General features: G+C 59.5%; 16 protein-coding genes. 10 read left to right on the top strand and 6 right to left on the bottom strand.

The features are described from left to right. The first annotated feature begins 44 nt into the window (after window positions 1–44). From dapF to EDF70_RS20490, 6 genes are all read left to right on the top strand, one after another. Complete coding sequence (dapF, locus tag EDF70_RS20515) at window positions 45–947, top strand: diaminopimelate epimerase (RefSeq protein WP_132277361.1); 903 nt, start codon at window positions 45–47, stop codon at window positions 945–947. Continuing rightward, window positions 944–2,230: a tRNA (N(6)-L-threonylcarbamoyladenosine(37)-C(2))-methylthiotransferase MtaB gene (mtaB, locus tag EDF70_RS20510; protein ID WP_132277359.1), complete on the top strand. Its 1,287-nt coding sequence runs from the start codon at window positions 944–946 to the stop codon at window positions 2,228–2,230. The genes dapF and mtaB overlap by 4 nt, the downstream gene beginning before the upstream one ends. Before the next feature lie 18 nt (window positions 2,231–2,248). After that, window positions 2,249–3,877, top strand: a complete 1,629-nt coding sequence (gene ftsY / locus EDF70_RS20505; RefSeq protein ID WP_132277357.1) for a signal recognition particle-docking protein FtsY — start codon at window positions 2,249–2,251, stop codon at window positions 3,875–3,877. Between the two features lie 69 nt (window positions 3,878–3,946). Further along, window positions 3,947–4,594, top strand: a complete 648-nt coding sequence (locus EDF70_RS20500) for a septation protein A (protein ID WP_132277355.1) — start codon at window positions 3,947–3,949, stop codon at window positions 4,592–4,594. Then, window positions 4,591–5,178, top strand: coding sequence for a DUF2585 domain-containing protein (locus EDF70_RS20495; RefSeq protein ID WP_132277353.1), 588 nt, complete (start codon window positions 4,591–4,593; stop codon window positions 5,176–5,178). Before EDF70_RS20500 ends, EDF70_RS20495 begins: the two co-directional genes overlap by 4 nt. 110 nt (window positions 5,179–5,288) lie before the next feature. Further along, a complete protein-coding gene (locus tag EDF70_RS20490) occupies window positions 5,289–6,476 on the top strand; it encodes a GGDEF domain-containing protein (RefSeq protein ID WP_132277351.1) in 1,188 nt (395 codons plus the stop codon). A gap of 21 nt (window positions 6,477–6,497) precedes the next feature. Here EDF70_RS20490 and EDF70_RS20485 read toward each other — a convergent pair whose 3' ends face one another. From EDF70_RS20485 to ccmA, 5 genes are all read right to left on the bottom strand, one after another. Next, complete coding sequence (locus EDF70_RS20485; protein WP_132277349.1) at window positions 6,498–7,112, bottom strand: DsbE family thiol:disulfide interchange protein; 615 nt, start codon at window positions 7,110–7,112, stop codon at window positions 6,498–6,500. Further along, on the bottom strand, window positions 7,109–7,282 hold the full coding sequence (gene ccmD / locus EDF70_RS20480) for a heme exporter protein CcmD (RefSeq protein ID WP_132277347.1): 174 nt from the start codon (window positions 7,280–7,282) through the stop codon (window positions 7,109–7,111). The genes EDF70_RS20485 and ccmD overlap by 4 nt, the downstream gene beginning before the upstream one ends. Window position 7,283: 1 nt before the next feature. Continuing rightward, complete coding sequence (locus EDF70_RS20475) at window positions 7,284–8,066, bottom strand: heme ABC transporter permease (protein WP_132277345.1); 783 nt, start codon at window positions 8,064–8,066, stop codon at window positions 7,284–7,286. 43 nt (window positions 8,067–8,109) lie between these two features. Continuing rightward, window positions 8,110–8,769 (bottom strand): heme exporter protein CcmB, encoded by a 660-nt coding sequence (ccmB, locus tag EDF70_RS20470; protein ID WP_132277343.1) that lies wholly within the window; start codon window positions 8,767–8,769, stop codon window positions 8,110–8,112. A 229-nt stretch (window positions 8,770–8,998) separates the two neighbouring features. Then, a complete protein-coding gene (gene ccmA, locus EDF70_RS20460; RefSeq protein ID WP_132277341.1) occupies window positions 8,999–9,643 on the bottom strand; it encodes a heme ABC exporter ATP-binding protein CcmA in 645 nt (214 codons plus the stop codon). A gap of 271 nt (window positions 9,644–9,914) precedes the next feature. Between ccmA and acnA the strand changes: the two genes are divergently transcribed. The 4 genes from acnA to EDF70_RS20440 all read left to right on the top strand — a co-directional run bounded on the left by acnA (window position 9,915) and on the right by EDF70_RS20440 (window position 15,088). Further along, window positions 9,915–12,608, top strand: coding sequence for an aconitate hydratase AcnA (gene acnA, locus EDF70_RS20455; protein ID WP_132277339.1), 2,694 nt, complete (start codon window positions 9,915–9,917; stop codon window positions 12,606–12,608). Window positions 12,609–12,694: 86 nt separating this feature from the next. Next, the gene (locus EDF70_RS20450; protein ID WP_207908279.1) at window positions 12,695–13,432 is read left to right on the top strand and encodes a sulfite exporter TauE/SafE family protein; all 738 of its coding nucleotides are present in this window, start codon (window positions 12,695–12,697) and stop codon (window positions 13,430–13,432) included. A 188-nt stretch (window positions 13,433–13,620) separates the two neighbouring features. Continuing rightward, window positions 13,621–14,370, top strand: coding sequence for a thioredoxin family protein (locus EDF70_RS20445; RefSeq protein WP_132277337.1), 750 nt, complete (start codon window positions 13,621–13,623; stop codon window positions 14,368–14,370). A gap of 328 nt (window positions 14,371–14,698) precedes the next feature. Continuing rightward, complete coding sequence (locus tag EDF70_RS20440) at window positions 14,699–15,088, top strand: DUF2794 domain-containing protein (protein ID WP_132277335.1); 390 nt, start codon at window positions 14,699–14,701, stop codon at window positions 15,086–15,088. Between the two features lie 15 nt (window positions 15,089–15,103). On the opposite strand, the gene EDF70_RS20435 is transcribed toward EDF70_RS20440, so the two are convergent. After that, a complete protein-coding gene (locus EDF70_RS20435) occupies window positions 15,104–15,661 on the bottom strand; it encodes a GNAT family N-acetyltransferase (RefSeq protein WP_132277333.1) in 558 nt (185 codons plus the stop codon). Between the last annotated feature and the right edge of the window lie 7 nt (window positions 15,662–15,668).

Raw genomic sequence — 15,668 nt, 5'->3', positions numbered from 1 at the left:
ACGCCTTGAAGATAGGGGCGCAGGCCCGGGAATGGATCAGCATCATGACAGGACAGGTCGAATTCGCGCGCATGAACGGGCTTGGCAACAAGATCCTGGTCGTCGACATGCGAGGCCGTCCCGATATGGTGACGCCTGATGCGGCGATTGCGCTGAATGCCGATCCTGCCACCCAGTTCGACCAGATCATGGCCATCCATGATCCGAGGGCTGATGGCACCGATGCCTGGATCGACATTTTGAATTGCGATGGCACCAAGGCGCAGGCCTGCGGCAACGGCACGCGCTGCGTCGTGCAGGCATTGGCTGCCGAGACCGGACGCAAGACTTTTACCTTCCAGACGGTGGCCGGCATTCTGAATGCGGAAGAGCATGCGGACGGCACGATCTCGGTCGATATGGGAAAGCCGGTTTTCGCCTGGGATCGCATCCCGCTGGAGGAAGAGTTTTTCGACACCAGCCGTATCGAGCTGCAGATCGGCCCGATCGATGCGCCCGTGCTGCATTCGCCCTCGGCCATGTCGATGGGCAATCCGCATGCGGTCTTCTGGGTCGATCAGGACCCGATGACCTTCGATCTCGAGCGCTTTGGCCCGATGCTGGAAAATCATCCGATGTTCCCGGAAAAGGCCAATATCACGCTGGCGCAGGTCACATCCAACAGTTCCTTGCGCACCCGCACCTGGGAACGTGGTGCCGGGCTGACGCTCGCCTGCGGTTCCGCCGCCTGTGCCGCCGGCGTATCCGCTGCCCGCACCGGTCGCACAGGCCGCACGGTGACCATCGATGTGGCATCGGCACCGAGCCGCCAGCCGCTTGTCATCGAGTGGCGCGAAAACGATCACGTCGTCATGACCGGTCCTGCCGAATGGGAATGGTCCGGCAAGGTCGATCCGGTCACCGGCAGTTTTGTCCGGGATGAAAAACCCGAAGCGAGGGTGAATTGAGCGGCGTCGAGGTCATCACCTTCGGCTGTCGGCTGAACACCTATGAATCGGAAGTGATGCGGGCCGAAGCCGAAAAGGCTGGGCTCAACAATGCCGTGCTGGTCAATACCTGCGCCGTGACAGGCGAAGCGGTGCGTCAGGCGCGCCAGACCATCCGCCGTGTGCGCCGCGAAAACCCGCATGCCCGCATCATCGTCACCGGCTGTGCCGCGCAGACCGAAAAGCAGACCTTTGCCGATATGGCCGAAGTCGACATGGTGCTCGGCAACGAAGAAAAGCTGAAAAGCACCTCCTATCGCGCCCTGCCGGATTTCGGCGTGTCGGCGGAAGAAAAGCTGCGCGTCAACGATATCATGAGCGTCAAGGCGACAGCGCCGCAGATGATCAGGCATATCGATGGGCATGTGCGCGCCTTCATACAGGTACAGAACGGCTGCGATCACCGCTGCACCTTCTGCATCATCCCTTATGGACGCGGCAATTCCCGCTCCGTGCCGATGGGCGCGGTGGTTGAACAGGCGCGAAAACTGACGGAAAGCGGTTATCGCGAAATCGTGCTGACCGGCGTTGATGCCACCAGCTACGGCGCCGATCTGCCCGGTACCCCCACCTTGGGTTATCTCGCCAAGACGCTGCTGAAACAGGTTCCCGACATTCGTCGCCTGCGCCTGTCGTCGATCGACAGTATCGAGGCCGACAATCACCTCTGGGATCTGATTGCCGACGAACCACGTTTCATGCCGCATCTGCATCTGTCCTTGCAGCATGGGGACGACATGATCCTGAAGCGCATGAAACGCCGCCACAGCCGCGCCGAGGCGCTGGCCTTTACCGAACAGGCCCGCCGCCTGCGGCCTGATATCGCCTTCGGGGCGGATATGATCGCCGGTTTCCCGACAGAGACGGAAGAGATGTTCGAAGGTGCCGCAACGCTTGCAGAAGAAGCCGGCATCTCCTTCCTGCATGTCTTTCCCTACAGCCCGCGCCCCGGCACGCCGGCCGCCCGCATGCCGCAGGTGGATCGCGCGCTGGTCAAGGATCGTGCGGCACGGCTGCGCGCCCGTGGCGAAGCGCTGCACCGCGCCCATCTCGATCGCATGGTCGGCACCGAGCAGACCATCATCGTTGAGAACAACGGCTTGGCGCATACGGAAAACTTTTCGCTGGTTGCAGCCCCTGACCTTATTCCCCGCGACTTCAAGCGCGTTATGATAACAGGGCACAACGGCAAACATCTCGACATGACCGTCGTGGCCGATGCTCGTCACGAGCAGGCGGCCTGACCGGAACGGATATCACATATGGCATTGAGCTTCATCAAACGCGTCTTCACCTTCGGCGACAAGCCGGCAGAGGAACAGGTCGCGCATCCGGCCCCGGACGCGGCGGCCGACGTTGCTGCCGTTCAGGCCGAGCTGGAGCCGAAATCGCGTGATGAGGATCTGCCTGTTGCCGCTGACCCGGTCGCGGCTGTGGAAATGGAAACGGCGGGTGGGCCGTCCGGTGATGTCTTTGAGGAAGCTGCGGTCGAGACTCAGGTTGCCGAGGAAGAGCCTGTTGCCATTCTTCCGGGCGTCGAGGAAATTTCGGAACTTGGCGTCGTGCCGTTGTCGCTGCTGGAGGCGGAGGCTGCGGCCGAAACCGTCGATGTTCCGAGTGCAGAATCACCCCCCTCTGCCCTGCCGGGCATCTCCCCCTCAAGGGGGGAGATCACGGATGCGCCGGCTTCGGCCCCATCTGAAGAGGGCGTAAAAGGTGATGGTTCGCCTGCTCAAAAGTCCATCTCTGAGGCTTCGACGTCCGTTATAGAGCAGGGCGTAAGCCACGATTCGATCTCCCCCCTTGAGGGGGAGATGTCCGGCAGGACAGAGGGGGGTATTACCTCAACTGCTGATTCCAGCGGTGAAGTGGCAATCGTTCCAAGCGCAGCCCCATCCACACCAATCCTGCCCAAAGGTTTCTCCACTGCCAAGCCGGAAGCCGAACCGGTCGCGGTCGTCCCCCCGGCAAACCTTACGTGGTTCCAGCGCCTGCGCGCCGGCCTTGCCCGCACATCGTCGCAGCTGACCGGCCAGATCACTGCCCTGTTCACCAAGCGCAAGTTGGATGAACAGACGTTGGAAGAACTCGAAGACCTGTTGATCCAGGCCGATCTCGGTGTCGAAACCGCCATGCGTATTGCCGATACGCTGTCGTCGGAACGTTACGGCAAGGATGTCACCGGCGAAGACGTGTCACGCATCATGTCGGCGGAAATCACCAAGGTTCTGGCGCCGGTCGCCAAGCCGCTGCAGCTCGATCTCGATCACAAGCCGCATGTCATCCTCGTCGTCGGCGTCAACGGCACCGGCAAGACCACCACGATCGGCAAGCTGGCTGCAAAACTCTCTGGCTCGGGCCTGAAGGTCATGCTCGCCGCCGGCGACACTTTTCGCGCGGCAGCCATCGAGCAGCTTAAAATCTGGGCGGATCGTACCGGTTCGGAATTCATCGGCACCAAGCTTGGCGCGGATGCCGCGGGCCTTGCCTATGACGCTTTCGAGCAGGCACGCGCCAACAAGTCGGACGTGCTGATCATCGATACTGCCGGCCGTCTGCAGAACAAGGCCGAGCTGATGGCGGAACTGGAAAAGATCGTGCGTGTTCTGAACAAGCTCGACCCCGATGCACCGCATACCGTGTTGCAGACGCTTGATGCCACGACCGGCCAGAACGCCATGAACCAGGTGGAAATTTTCCGCAATGTCGCCGGCGTCAGCGGCCTGATCATGACCAAGCTCGATGGCACGGCGCGCGGCGGCATTCTGGTCGCCATTGCTGCCAAGCACAAATTGCCGGTCTATTTTATCGGTGTGGGTGAGGGCGTGGATGATCTGGAGCCGTTCGAGGCGCAGGATTTCGCCCATGCCATTGCCGGCCTGACGCATTGATGCCACGAAAAGCGTGTTTGGCTTCGCCAGCACAACCCGTTTGACGCTTAGCCCAAGAAGTTGGATCCCATGCAGATCGAAAGCGACACCACGCCGACCAAGGAAGAGAAACAGCATCCCGGCCTCAAGCTGGCGCTGGAAATCGGCCCTTTGCTGGTCTTTTTCTTCGGCAATCTTCGTGGCGAATGGCTGGCGGAAAAATTTCCGGCGCTGACCGCCATTGGCGGGCCGCTTTTGATTGCAACGGCGCTGTTCATGGTGGCGACCGTCGCGTCGCTGATTGTTTCAAAGATCGTCTTCAAGCACCTGCCGGTCATGCCCTTCGTTTCGGGCGTGGTGGTCATGGTGTTCGGCGGCCTGTCGATCTGGCTGCAGGATGAAACCTTCATCAAGATGAAGCCGACCATCGTAAATACCCTGTTTGGTGTCGTCCTGCTCGGCGGCCTCCTGTTCGGCAAGTCGCTGCTCGGTTACGTCTTCAACGCCGCCTTCCGGCTGGATGAGGAAGGCTGGCGAAAGCTGACGGTTCGCTGGGGCATCTTTTTCCTGTTCCTCGCCGTCATCAACGAAGTCGTCTGGCGTAATTTTTCCGATGCGTTCTGGATCAACTTCAAGGTATGGGGCACGATGCCGATTACCATCGCCTTCACGCTCTCGCAGATGCCGCTGATCATGCGCCACACGATCGAAGACACCGCGACGGATAACGGCAAGTGACGGCGACGGGCGCCTTCGAACCGGATTCTCAATCGCGCCGCTGGCTGCTGGGCGCGCTGGTTCTGTTCATCGCGCAGATCGGCATCCTGTATTTTATGGGCCGTATCCCGATCTGCGAATGCGGTTACATAAAACTTTTCGAGCCGGGGGTAAATTCGCCCGGCAATTCGCAGCATATCGCCGACTGGTATACGCCCTCCCACATCATCCACGGCTTTCTGTTTTACGGGCTTGGCTGGCTGGTATTGCGTCGCGCACCGCTGTCGGCCCGCTTCTCGCTGGCGGTGCTGATCGAAGCCGGTTGGGAAATTCTTGAGAACTCGCCTTTAATCATCGACCGCTATCGCTCGGCCACGATGGCACTCGGCTATAACGGCGACAGTATCTTGAACTCGGCGATGGACACTGTCTCCATGGCGCTCGGATTTTTCGTTGCGGCACGCCTGCCTGTCTGGATGACGGTGGCGATTGCGATTTTCTTCGAACTGCTCACCGGTTATCTGATCCGCGACAATCTGACGCTGAACGTGCTGATGCTGGTTTCCCCCGTGGATGCAGTGCGCGAATGGCAATCCGCGCTGTAAAGCCTGTGCACTTGCGTAAAAGCAATCAGGTTTCGTTAACAGTCGCGTCATAGAACCGGAATGTCAGTTCTTGAGGGGATGTACCCCTTAGGCCGCGTCGCGAGGACGACATGGAATCCCAGGATAATTTCGCCTATCTGCTGCCCTTCATTTTCCTGACCTTCGGTCTGGTGTTTTTCGGGGTGGCGCGCCTGGGCGACCGCAGTGCCCCTGCCTGGGGTTTTGGTTATATCGCCGCCGCTCTCGGCTTTGCCACGCCCTTGCTGCTTGGTTTCCTTCCGGCACGCGGACAGGCTGTTCTGGCGAATGCCTTCTTCTTCACCGGCTTCTATCTGTTCGGTGACGCGCTTCTCCTGCGTTTCCGCCGCCCGCGTCTTCGTAAAGCACGTATGGCGCTTTGGGCGATCGGGATGGTCGCCATCGGTTACTTCGTCCTGATCGCGGACAGCATGCGTGGCGAGTTGTTGTCCAGCGACGTCTTCTGCTTGGTTCTCATCGCCCTGCCGCTTGCCGCCGTGGTTCGCGATCTGCGCCGTCCAATCGATATCGCGTTGTTCGGTATCGTCAGCCTCGTGTTCATCGAGACCCTGGTGCGATTGGTTACCATGTCGTTCGTGCTGGCCGACCAGTCCTATATGGGCTTCGATCGCTTTCTGGCATCGGACTACGCCTTCTTCATGCAGGTCGGCGCCAGCATTATCGGTTTCCTGATGGCGCTGACGGCGCTTGCGGCAACGGTCCTCGATGTCATCGGAGGTCATCAGGATGCGGCCCATCGCGATCCGCTGACCAATGCGCTTAACCGCCGCGGTTTCGATCGTGCCATTGCCGAGCTTGGTGAATTAAGCGAGCGTGGCGTGGTCATCTGCAGCGATGTCGATCACTTCAAGCGGGTCAATGACGATTACGGCCATGCGGCCGGCGATGTGGTCATCACCATTCTGGTTGAAATGTTCCGCCGACAGTTGCCGGAAGGGGCGCTGATTGCCCGGTTCGGCGGGGAGGAATTCGTTGCCTTCCTGCCCGGCATGTCACTCACCGAGGGCGGTGTGCATGCGGAGGTCATCTGCCACGCCTTTGCCAACCGTCGCTGGGAAACAACCGGCATTCGTCGCAAGGTCACGGCAAGTTTTGGCGTATCCACCGTCTCACGCAACGACCGCTCGGTTCATGAGGCGATTTCGCGAGCCGATTCCTGCCTTTACGCTGCCAAGGACACCGGTCGTAACCGTGTCGTCATCGAAGGTCGTCAGCGGCCGGAAAGCTCGGCAAGCATTCACAGCATATCGGCGGCCTGAGCCGCCGGTCATCTGCGCTGTTCAGGATTTCGAGAGCGCTTTTTCCATGGCCGGCAGCAGGCCATTGGTCAGGCTTTGGCTGTCGAAGGGACCGACCTTCTTGTAGAGGATCGTGCCGTCCGGGCCGACCAGATAACTTTCCGGAATGCCGTAAACCCCCCAGTCAATCGCCGCCTTGCCGTTCGGATCGACGCCGATCGCCTTGTAGGGATTGCCGAGTTCGCCGAGGAAACGCAGCGCGTTGTCGTTGCGATCCTTGTAGTTGATGCCGACGATGTTCAACTGGCCTTGTTCGGCAAGGCTTTTCAGGATCGGATGTTCCTGCCGACACGGTACGCACCAGGATGCAAACACGTTGACCAGCGTCAGCTTGCCCTTGATGGCATCTGCGTTGAGCGCCGGCAGGTTTGAGCCGTCAAGTGCCGGCATCGCGAGCGTTGGTGCTTTCTGGCCGATCAGCGCTGAAGGAATTGCCGAGACGTCACGACCGTTCACGTCCTGATCGTAAAGCATCTTACCGGCAATGGCGGCAAAACCGGCAAAAACGGCAAGTGGGATGAGCGCCAGCGCATAACGGCCAAAACCGCGACGCTCACCTTCGCGCTGTTTCTGTTCCGTCGGTTGCGTGTTGGTCATGCCTTTTCGCCTTCTGGCTTCGGGGTCGAGCGGCGGCGAATGCCGGACGCTTCGAGTTCCGCCAGCTCTCTGCTCCGGGCCCGGCCATCCAGCCAGACCCAGGCGATCAGACAGAGGCTGATCAGGGCGGCGATGCCGTATGACATGGCGATGTAGAATGTATGGGTCATGTCACGCACCCTTCTCAGCGGTATTGTCCGTTTTCTGGCCGGCCATGCGAGCCGCCATTCGGCGCTGCGCGCTGACGCGGCGGCGCCAGATTTCATTGCGCATCGCAGCCACATGTAGCGTGAAAAACAGCATGGTGAAGGCAATGGCCATGATCAGCAACGGCCAGAGAAAGGTGCTGTCGATCGTTGAGCCGCCCATGCGGATGACGCTGGCCGGCTGGTGCAGCGTGTTCCACCAGTCGACCGAAAACTTGATGATCGGAATGTTGACGAAACCGACGAGGATCAGCACGGACGAAACACGCGCTGCCTTGCCCGGATCGTCCATGGCGCGGTTGAGCGCGATCAGGCCGAGATACATCAGGAACAGCACGAAAACGGAGGTGAGGCGTGCATCCCACACCCACCATGTGCCCCACATCGGCTTGCCCCACAGCGAACCGGTAGCGAGCGCGATCAGCGTGAAGGCCGCACCGAGCGGGGCGGCCGCCTTATGGGAAACATCGGCCAGCGGATGACGCCAGACCAGCGTGCCGATCGCCGACGCTGCCATCACCGAATAACACATCATCGACAGCCAGGCGGCCGGCACATGCACATACATGATGCGCACCGTCATGCCCTGCTGGTAATCGCCTTCGCCGGCAAAGCTCAGGTAAAGGCCGATCGCGAACAGGATCGCGGTGATCCCCGCCATCCATGGCAGGATGCGCGCAGCAAGGCTCAGAAACCGCGTCGGGTTGGCGAGATCTGTCAGCTTGGTCAAAACAGCAGTTTGAGGCATGGGGCTTTCTACTTGATGGGGCGGGCCACGGCTTTGCTTCTAGTCAATCGCCGGCGTTTCTCAAAGCCAGTGCCGCACCCAGCGGGCCAAGAACGGCAAAAAACATCGTGATCGCCACCAGTATCAGGAACGGCGGCATGAAGGGAGCGGGATCCTGCACGGCGGCATATGAAGCGCTGACGCCAAAAATCAGAACGGGGACGGCCAGCGGCAGGACCAGAATGGAAACCAGCAGGCCACCACGCGGCAGTGCGACGGCCACGGCGGCACCGACAGCACCGATAAAGGTGAGTGCCGGCGTGCCGACCAGAAGCGTCAGCATTGTCGCACCGATCGCCACCTCGTCCATGTTCATGAACAGACCGAGAAGCGGCGAGGCGATCACCAGCGGCAGGCCGTTGCCGAGCCAGTGCGCCAGGCATTTGACGAGCACGGTCAGCGCCAGCGGGTGTTCCTGCATGAGGATAAGGTCAAGCGAGCCATCTTCGCGATCGGTCTGGAACATGCGGTCTAGGCCAAGCAGCGACGATAAGAGCGCGCCGATCCAGACGATGGCCGGGCCGATGCGCGACAGCAGGTTGAGGTCAGGACCGACGCCGAACGGGATCACGGCGACCACCGTCATGAAGAACAGGACGCCGATCAGTGCCCCGCCACCGGCGCGGACGGAAAGTTTGACGTCGCGGAGGAGAAGGGCGATCATTGTGGCTGAGCCTCGTGGGTGCGGTTACCCCCCTCTGCCCTGCCGGGCATCTCCCCCTCAAGGGGGGAGATCACAAGGCGCCTGACTGTAATTTCTCCAAGAACCTTGTGTTGCACGGAAAGGCTAAAGTGGTTTGCGGGATGTGCGCCCAGCCGATCTCCCCCCTTGAGGGGGAGATGCCCGGCAGGGCAGAGGGGGGCTGCCGGGGGGAGGCGATAATGAAGCTGTATCACCACATGCTCTCCATAACACCGGCAAAGCCCGTCATCTTCAATTCCTGGGTATTCTCTAGCCCAAGCGGCTGATGGGTGGCCGCCAGCACGATGCCTCCCTTGCCGAGATGGGTCTTGATCAAGGCGGTAAAAACGCTTTCCGCACTCACATCAAGTGCTGCCGTCGGCTCATCGAGGATCCAGACCGGGCGCCAGGCGACAAGCAGCTTGGCGAAGGCCATGCGGCGCTGTTGGCCGGCGGACAGATATCCGAAGGGTAGGTGAGTTATGCCGCCGAGCCCGACCGCTTCCGCCGCCTCGCCGATCGACATGCCCTGACCGCCGGCAAAATCGCCGAAAAAGCTTTGCCAGAATTCGAGGTTTTCGCGCACTGACAATTCTGCCTTCATGGCGTTGCGGTGGCCGAGATAGTGGCAGGCTTCCGCCGCTCGCATACCGTCTTCCGCGCCGTCCGAAATCCAGATCACCCGTCCGCTTTCCGGGTGCAGCAATCCGGCGATGGCGCGCAGCAGGGTGGACTTGCCCGAGCCGTTGCGGCCGGTCAGGATCAGGCTTTCTCCTGCACCGAGCGTGAAGGAGATATCCTTGAAAATAAGGTCTTCTCCGCGTCGCGCGCTCAGGGCGTCTACCGTCAGTCGCATCTGCGGGCTTTCGTCAAGTTTTCAAACATCTGATCGCAAAAATGTTTCGTGCTCTGCGTCAAAGCATCTGGAAGGCTTCTTAGAAACTATCTATATACATGGCAACCACGCCAGCGGCCGGCGTGATTTCCACTCAGCGCCGGACCTGAAGACCATAAATCTTCTCGTGCGGACAGCGGAAATGGTCGCACCCGCATCCTATAGTGCATTTCCAAGTGCATAGGCGTCCGCACGCGCGTGTTGGCTCTTGATATCAGCGGGGTTATTTTCCGTGGCCAAATCTATTGATAGCTTTCAATGTCGTTCCGTCCTTACCGTAGGCGGTAAGGACTATGTCTATTACAGCCTGCCCAAAGCCGAAGCGAACGGCCTTGCAGGCGTTTCCAACCTGCCCTTTTCCATGAAGGTGCTGCTGGAAAACCTTCTGCGCTTCGAAGACGGCCAGTCCGTCACGAAGGAGCAGATCCTTTCCGTTGCCGCATGGCTCAACAACAAGGGCAAGGCCGAGGCTGAAATTGCCTATCGCCCCGCCCGTGTGCTGATGCAGGACTTTACCGGCGTGCCGGCGGTTGTCGATCTCGCCGCCATGCGCGACGGCATCAAGTCGCTCGGTGGCGATGCGCAGAAAATCAATCCGCTCGTGCCCGTCGACCTCGTCATCGACCACTCGGTCATCGTCGACGAATTCGGCACGCCGACCGCCTTTGCCCGCAATGTCGAGCTGGAATACCAGCGCAATGGCGAGCGTTACCGCTTCCTCAAGTGGGGCCAGCAGGCGTTCAAGAATTTCCGCGTCGTGCCGCCCGGCACCGGCATCTGCCATCAGGTGAATTTCGAATATCTTGGCCAGACGGTCTGGACCAATGAGGAAGATGGCGAAGTTACCGCCTATCCCGATACCTGCGTCGGCACCGACTCTCATACCACGATGATCAACGGCCTTGGCGTGCTCGGCTGGGGTGTCGGCGGCATCGAGGCCGAAGCCTCCATGCTCGGCCAGCCGGTTTCCATGCTTCTGCCGGAAGTCATTGGCTTCAAGCTGACCGGCAAGCTGAAGGAAGGCGTCACCGCGACCGACCTCGTGCTGACCGTCGTGCAGATGCTGCGCAAGAAGGGCGTCGTTTCCAAGTTCGTCGAATTTTTCGGTCCGGGCATGGACAACATGCCGGTCGCAGACCGTGCGACGATCGGCAATATGGGCCCGGAATACGGTGCTACCTGCGGCTTCTTCCCCGTCGATGCCGAAACCGTCAACTATCTCAACATGTCCGGCCGCACCAAGGAGCGCATCGCGCTCGTCGAAGCCTATTCCAAGGCGCAAGGCATGTGGCGCGACAATGACGGTGCCGATCTCGTCTTTACCGATACGCTGGAACTCGATCTCAACGACGTCGTGCCGTCCATGGCCGGCCCAAAACGTCCGGAAGGCCGTATTCCACTGGAAGGCATCGCCTCCGGTTTCGCCGGCTCGATGGACACCGAATACAAGAAGCCGGGTCAGCTGGAAAACCGCTATGCGGTCGAAGGCACCGATTTTGATCTCGGCCATGGCGACGTCGCGATTGCCGCCATTACGTCCTGCACCAACACGTCCAACCCCTCGGTTCTTATCGCTGCCGGCCTGCTGGCCCGCAACGCCGTTGCCAAGGGTCTGAAGACTGCGCCTTGGGTGAAAACCTCGCTTGCACCAGGATCCCAGGTCGTCGGCGAATATCTTGCCAAGTCCGGCCTGCAAAATGATCTCGATGCGCTCGGCTTCAACCTTGTCGGTTTCGGCTGCACCACCTGCATCGGCAATTCCGGCCCGCTGCCGGCGCCGATCTCGAAGACGATCAACGACAAGGGCCTGATCGTTTCGGGCGTGCTTTCGGGCAACCGCAATTTTGAAGGCCGTATCTCGCCGGACGTCCAGGCCAATTATCTGGCTTCGCCGCCGCTCGTTGTCGCTTATGCGCTGGCCGGCACGGTGCAGAAGGATCTGACGACGGAGCCGCTCGGCATTGGCAGCGATGGCCAGCCGGTCTTCCTCAAGGATGTCTGGCCGACCTCTGCCGAAGTGCAGGAGTTCATCCAGAAATACGTCACCCGCGAACTGTTCGAGAGCAAATACGCGGACGTTTTCAAGGGCGATGAAAACTGGCAGGCCGTACAGATCCCGGATGGTGATACCTATGCCTGGGACAACAACTCCACCTATGTGCAGAACCCGCCTTATTTTGTCGGCATGGGCAAAAAGGGAACCGGTCTCAAGGACATCAAGGGCGCCCGCGTCCTCGGTCTGTTCGGCGACAAGATCACCACCGACCACATTTCCCCGGCCGGTTCGATCAAGGCTTCGTCGCCGGCAGGCGCCTACCTCACGGAAAACGGCGTCGCTGTTGCCGACTTCAACCAGTACGGCACACGTCGCGGCAATCACGAAGTGATGATGCGCGGCACATTCGCCAACATCCGCATCCGCAATCACATGCTCGGCCCGAACGGCAAGGAAGGTGGCTACACCATTCACTACCCGTCCAAGGAAGAGCTGTCGATTTATGATGCGGCGATGAAGTACAAGGAAGAAGGCACGCCGCTGGTCATCTTCGCCGGTGTCGAATACGGCAACGGTTCGTCGCGTGACTGGGCTGCAAAGGGCACCAACCTGCTTGGCGTCAAGGCTGTGATTGCCCAGTCATTCGAGCGTATCCACCGCTCCAATCTGGTCGGCATGGGCGTGGTTCCCTTCACTTTCGAAGAGGGCACGACCTGGGCTTCGCTCAACCTCAAGGGTGATGAGACCGTCACCATCGAGGGGCTGGAAGGCGATATCAAGCCGCGTGAGTGGAAGATTGCCAAGATCGCGTACGCTGACGGCACGGAGAAGGACGTCAAGATCCTGTGCCGCATCGATACGCTCGACGAGGTCATCTACATGAACAATGGCGGCATTCTGCAGACGGTTCTTCGCGATCTGGCTGCCTGAGTTCGCCGATACAGCGCCCGCCGGTTCATTCGGCGGGCGTTTCTTTCAATCCATAAATCCGCATCGCATTTTCAGGTTTCCCACCCTTGTCCCTCATCATTTTCATCGGAATGGCAGTCACCGTCTTCCTGACGTCGCTGCTCTCCGGCATTTTCGGCATGGCAGGCGGGCTGATCCTGCTCTGGGTGCTGCTGTTTCTCTATCCCGTCGGCACGGCAATCGCGATTCAGGGCGTCATCCAGATGGTGTCGAACGGTTCCCGCGCATGGTTCTCGCGCGCGTATATCGACTGGAAAATCCTTGCCGTCCTGTGTTCCGGCGTGGCGCTGTCGGCCGTGATCCTGTTCCTGACCAGTTATACGCCCAACCTGATGGTGGTGCTGATCGGCGTCGGCCTGATGCCCATCCTCGTCTGGTTGCCGGTCAACAAGCTGAAGCTCGATGCATCGCGTCCTTCGCACGCCTTTCTGGCGGGGCTGCTTTCGGGCGGCATGACGATCAGCGTCGGCGTGGCGGGTCCTACGGTCGATATCTTCTTCATTCGCACCCAGATGGACCGCCGCAAGGTGATTGCGACAAAGGCATCCATTCAGACACTGTCACATATGGCGAAGATCGCCTTTTACTGGGATGCTGCTTCACAGCTTCCAACGGTCGATGCCATCGCTGTGTTGATCGCGGCTCCAATCGCCATACTCGGCGCGCGTGCCGGCAACGGTATCCTGCAGAAAATGACGGACGCAAACTTCCGAAGCTGGACCCGCTGGGTCGTGACAGCTGTCGGTGCCGTCTATTTGACCCAAGGCTTGCTGAAACTGATTTGACGCTCGTAGTTTTTTCAGCAATTCATGGCAAATCGTCAAGAAACATGACAGAGGCACCGATCACGTATCTGGTCCTCACCCTGTTGTGACTTCCGTTTGACTACATGGATTGACTATTTTGCAGGATGAGATGTGCGTGACCGTACTGTCACCGTTGTGATTGCCGGTTCGCCAGAGGGTTTTATTCGATGTTTTCGACTGTCCGTAGCGCCGCATTCCTGATCGGCCTGTTTTCTGCCGGTCTTGCCTGTGCTGGCGATATTGCGGAGCCGAAGGGCGTCGTTGAGCTGTTCACCTCGCAAGGCTGTGCCTCTTGTCCGCCGGCAGACGCCGCCTTGAAGAAGCTGGTCGAGCAGGGCGATGTCGTCGCGCTCTCCTATCATGTCGATTACTGGAACTATCTCGGCTGGACCGATACGCTGAGCTCCAAGGAAAACACCGAGCGCCAGTACGGTTATGCTCATGCCTTCGGGCGCAGCGGCGTCTATACCCCGCAGGCCGTCGTCAATGGCCGTGATCACCTGATCGGAACCGACCTTACCGCCATCAACGGAAAGATGGACGGCATGAAAACGGCCGGCCAGGGTCTGACAGTGCCGGTGAAGGCCGCCATGAACGGTGAAGAGATCGAGATCAATATCGGCGCCGGCACCGGCAAGGCCGATATCGTGATCGCTTATTTCACCAAGAAGGAAAAGGTCGAGGTCCAGAAGGGCGAGAACACCGGCAAGCAGATGGAATACTGGCACAGCGTTTACGATGTGCAGACCGTCGGCATGTGGGATGGCAAGGACATGAAGATCACTGTACCTGCCCGCACCATGGGCAAGGGCAAGAAGGATGGCTGCGCCATTCTGCTGCAGTCTTCCAAGCCAGGTGGCGAACCCGCAGCCATTGTCGGCGCAACCATGCTGATGGCCGGACGCAAGCGCGACTGACGCTTTCCATCAAAAAATGATTCGTGACGAGACCGGATATTGCTGATGTCTGGAAGGGTGTTGGTTGCCCGATCCGAGGCGTTGGGGGGCTGGGGGTAAGGGTCAGCGCTCCGGATCGGGCTTGTTTGACGCAAAGGCGTCAACCAACAAAGCCAATCTCGCCTCGGATTCGGGCGCTGTTTTGACCGAAATGCGGCGAGAAAAATAACCTTGGTCGATTGCATCCGCTGATTTTGTAAGGTGTCTCTGGCTCAACCGTCTGCGTCTTGCATTTTATGGCTGCTGAGGCACACTGTCATATCTCTGCAATAGTCGATCTGGAGCCGTGATGACTGATCAGCCGGATTTTCCGAGGGGATCAAAACCCGAAGACGGTACCGTTGTTGTCGATCTCAACCAGTATAGAAAAAATCTCGATCCGCTGCCCGTGACCTTTCACCGGCGCGAACTCGACGCCATCCTGTGGATCTATGGACGCATGGTGGGTGAGGGCGAGTGGAAGGATTATGCGATCGATCACACGAGCGAGAAAGCGATCTTTTCCGTCTTCAAGCGATCGGGTGAAATGCCGCTTTTCCGTATCGAGAAAAATCCGAAACTTGCCGCCAAGCAGGGCGCCTTTTCGGTGGTCAATACGCATGGAACGATCCTGAAACGTGGCCATGAGCTTCAGCAGGTGCTGAAGGTCTTCGACAAGGTGTTGAAGCTGGTAGATTGAACGGCTCGCTTTTGCTTATTCGCTAAAAAGCGAACCGGGATAGGTCGCAGGGTCCGGTGCGGTGTTCGTTCCATCGCCAAGTGCAATCTGCATGAACACCGTATCCAGCCATTTACCGTGCTTGAAACCGGTGCCTTTCATGGTACCCGTCATCTCGAAGCCTAGGCTTTTGTGGACCGCGACCGAGGCCGGGCTGGCGCCACCGATGACGGCTGCCATCTGGCGGAATCCGAGTGCTTCGCAGCGGATCAGCAATTCCTTCAAAAGCGCCTTGCCGACGCCTTTGCCACGGGCTTCCGGCGCCAGATAGATCGAATCTTCCACCAGCCAGCGATAGGCGGGGCGGGTACGGAAAGCCGAAGCGTAGGCATACCCCAGAAGCGTGCCGTCATCGTCCTCGGCAGTGATGTATGGATAGCCCTTGTCCCTGATGGCCTGAAAGCGGCCAGCCATTTCCGTCTGATCCGGCGGTGCAATTTCATAACTCGCCGTGCCGTTGAGAACGCTGTCACGGTAGATTTCCGTAATGGCGGCAAGATCGGCAGGCGTTGCGTCGCGCAGGCGAAAGGTCATGGAGAGG

It is taken from the genome of Neorhizobium sp. JUb45, from assembly GCF_004343585.1.
GTDB lineage: Bacteria > Pseudomonadota > Alphaproteobacteria > Rhizobiales > Rhizobiaceae > Neorhizobium.
The sequence above is the reverse complement of the archived record's forward strand: the minus strand, read 5'-3'. Positions and strand labels throughout refer to the sequence as shown.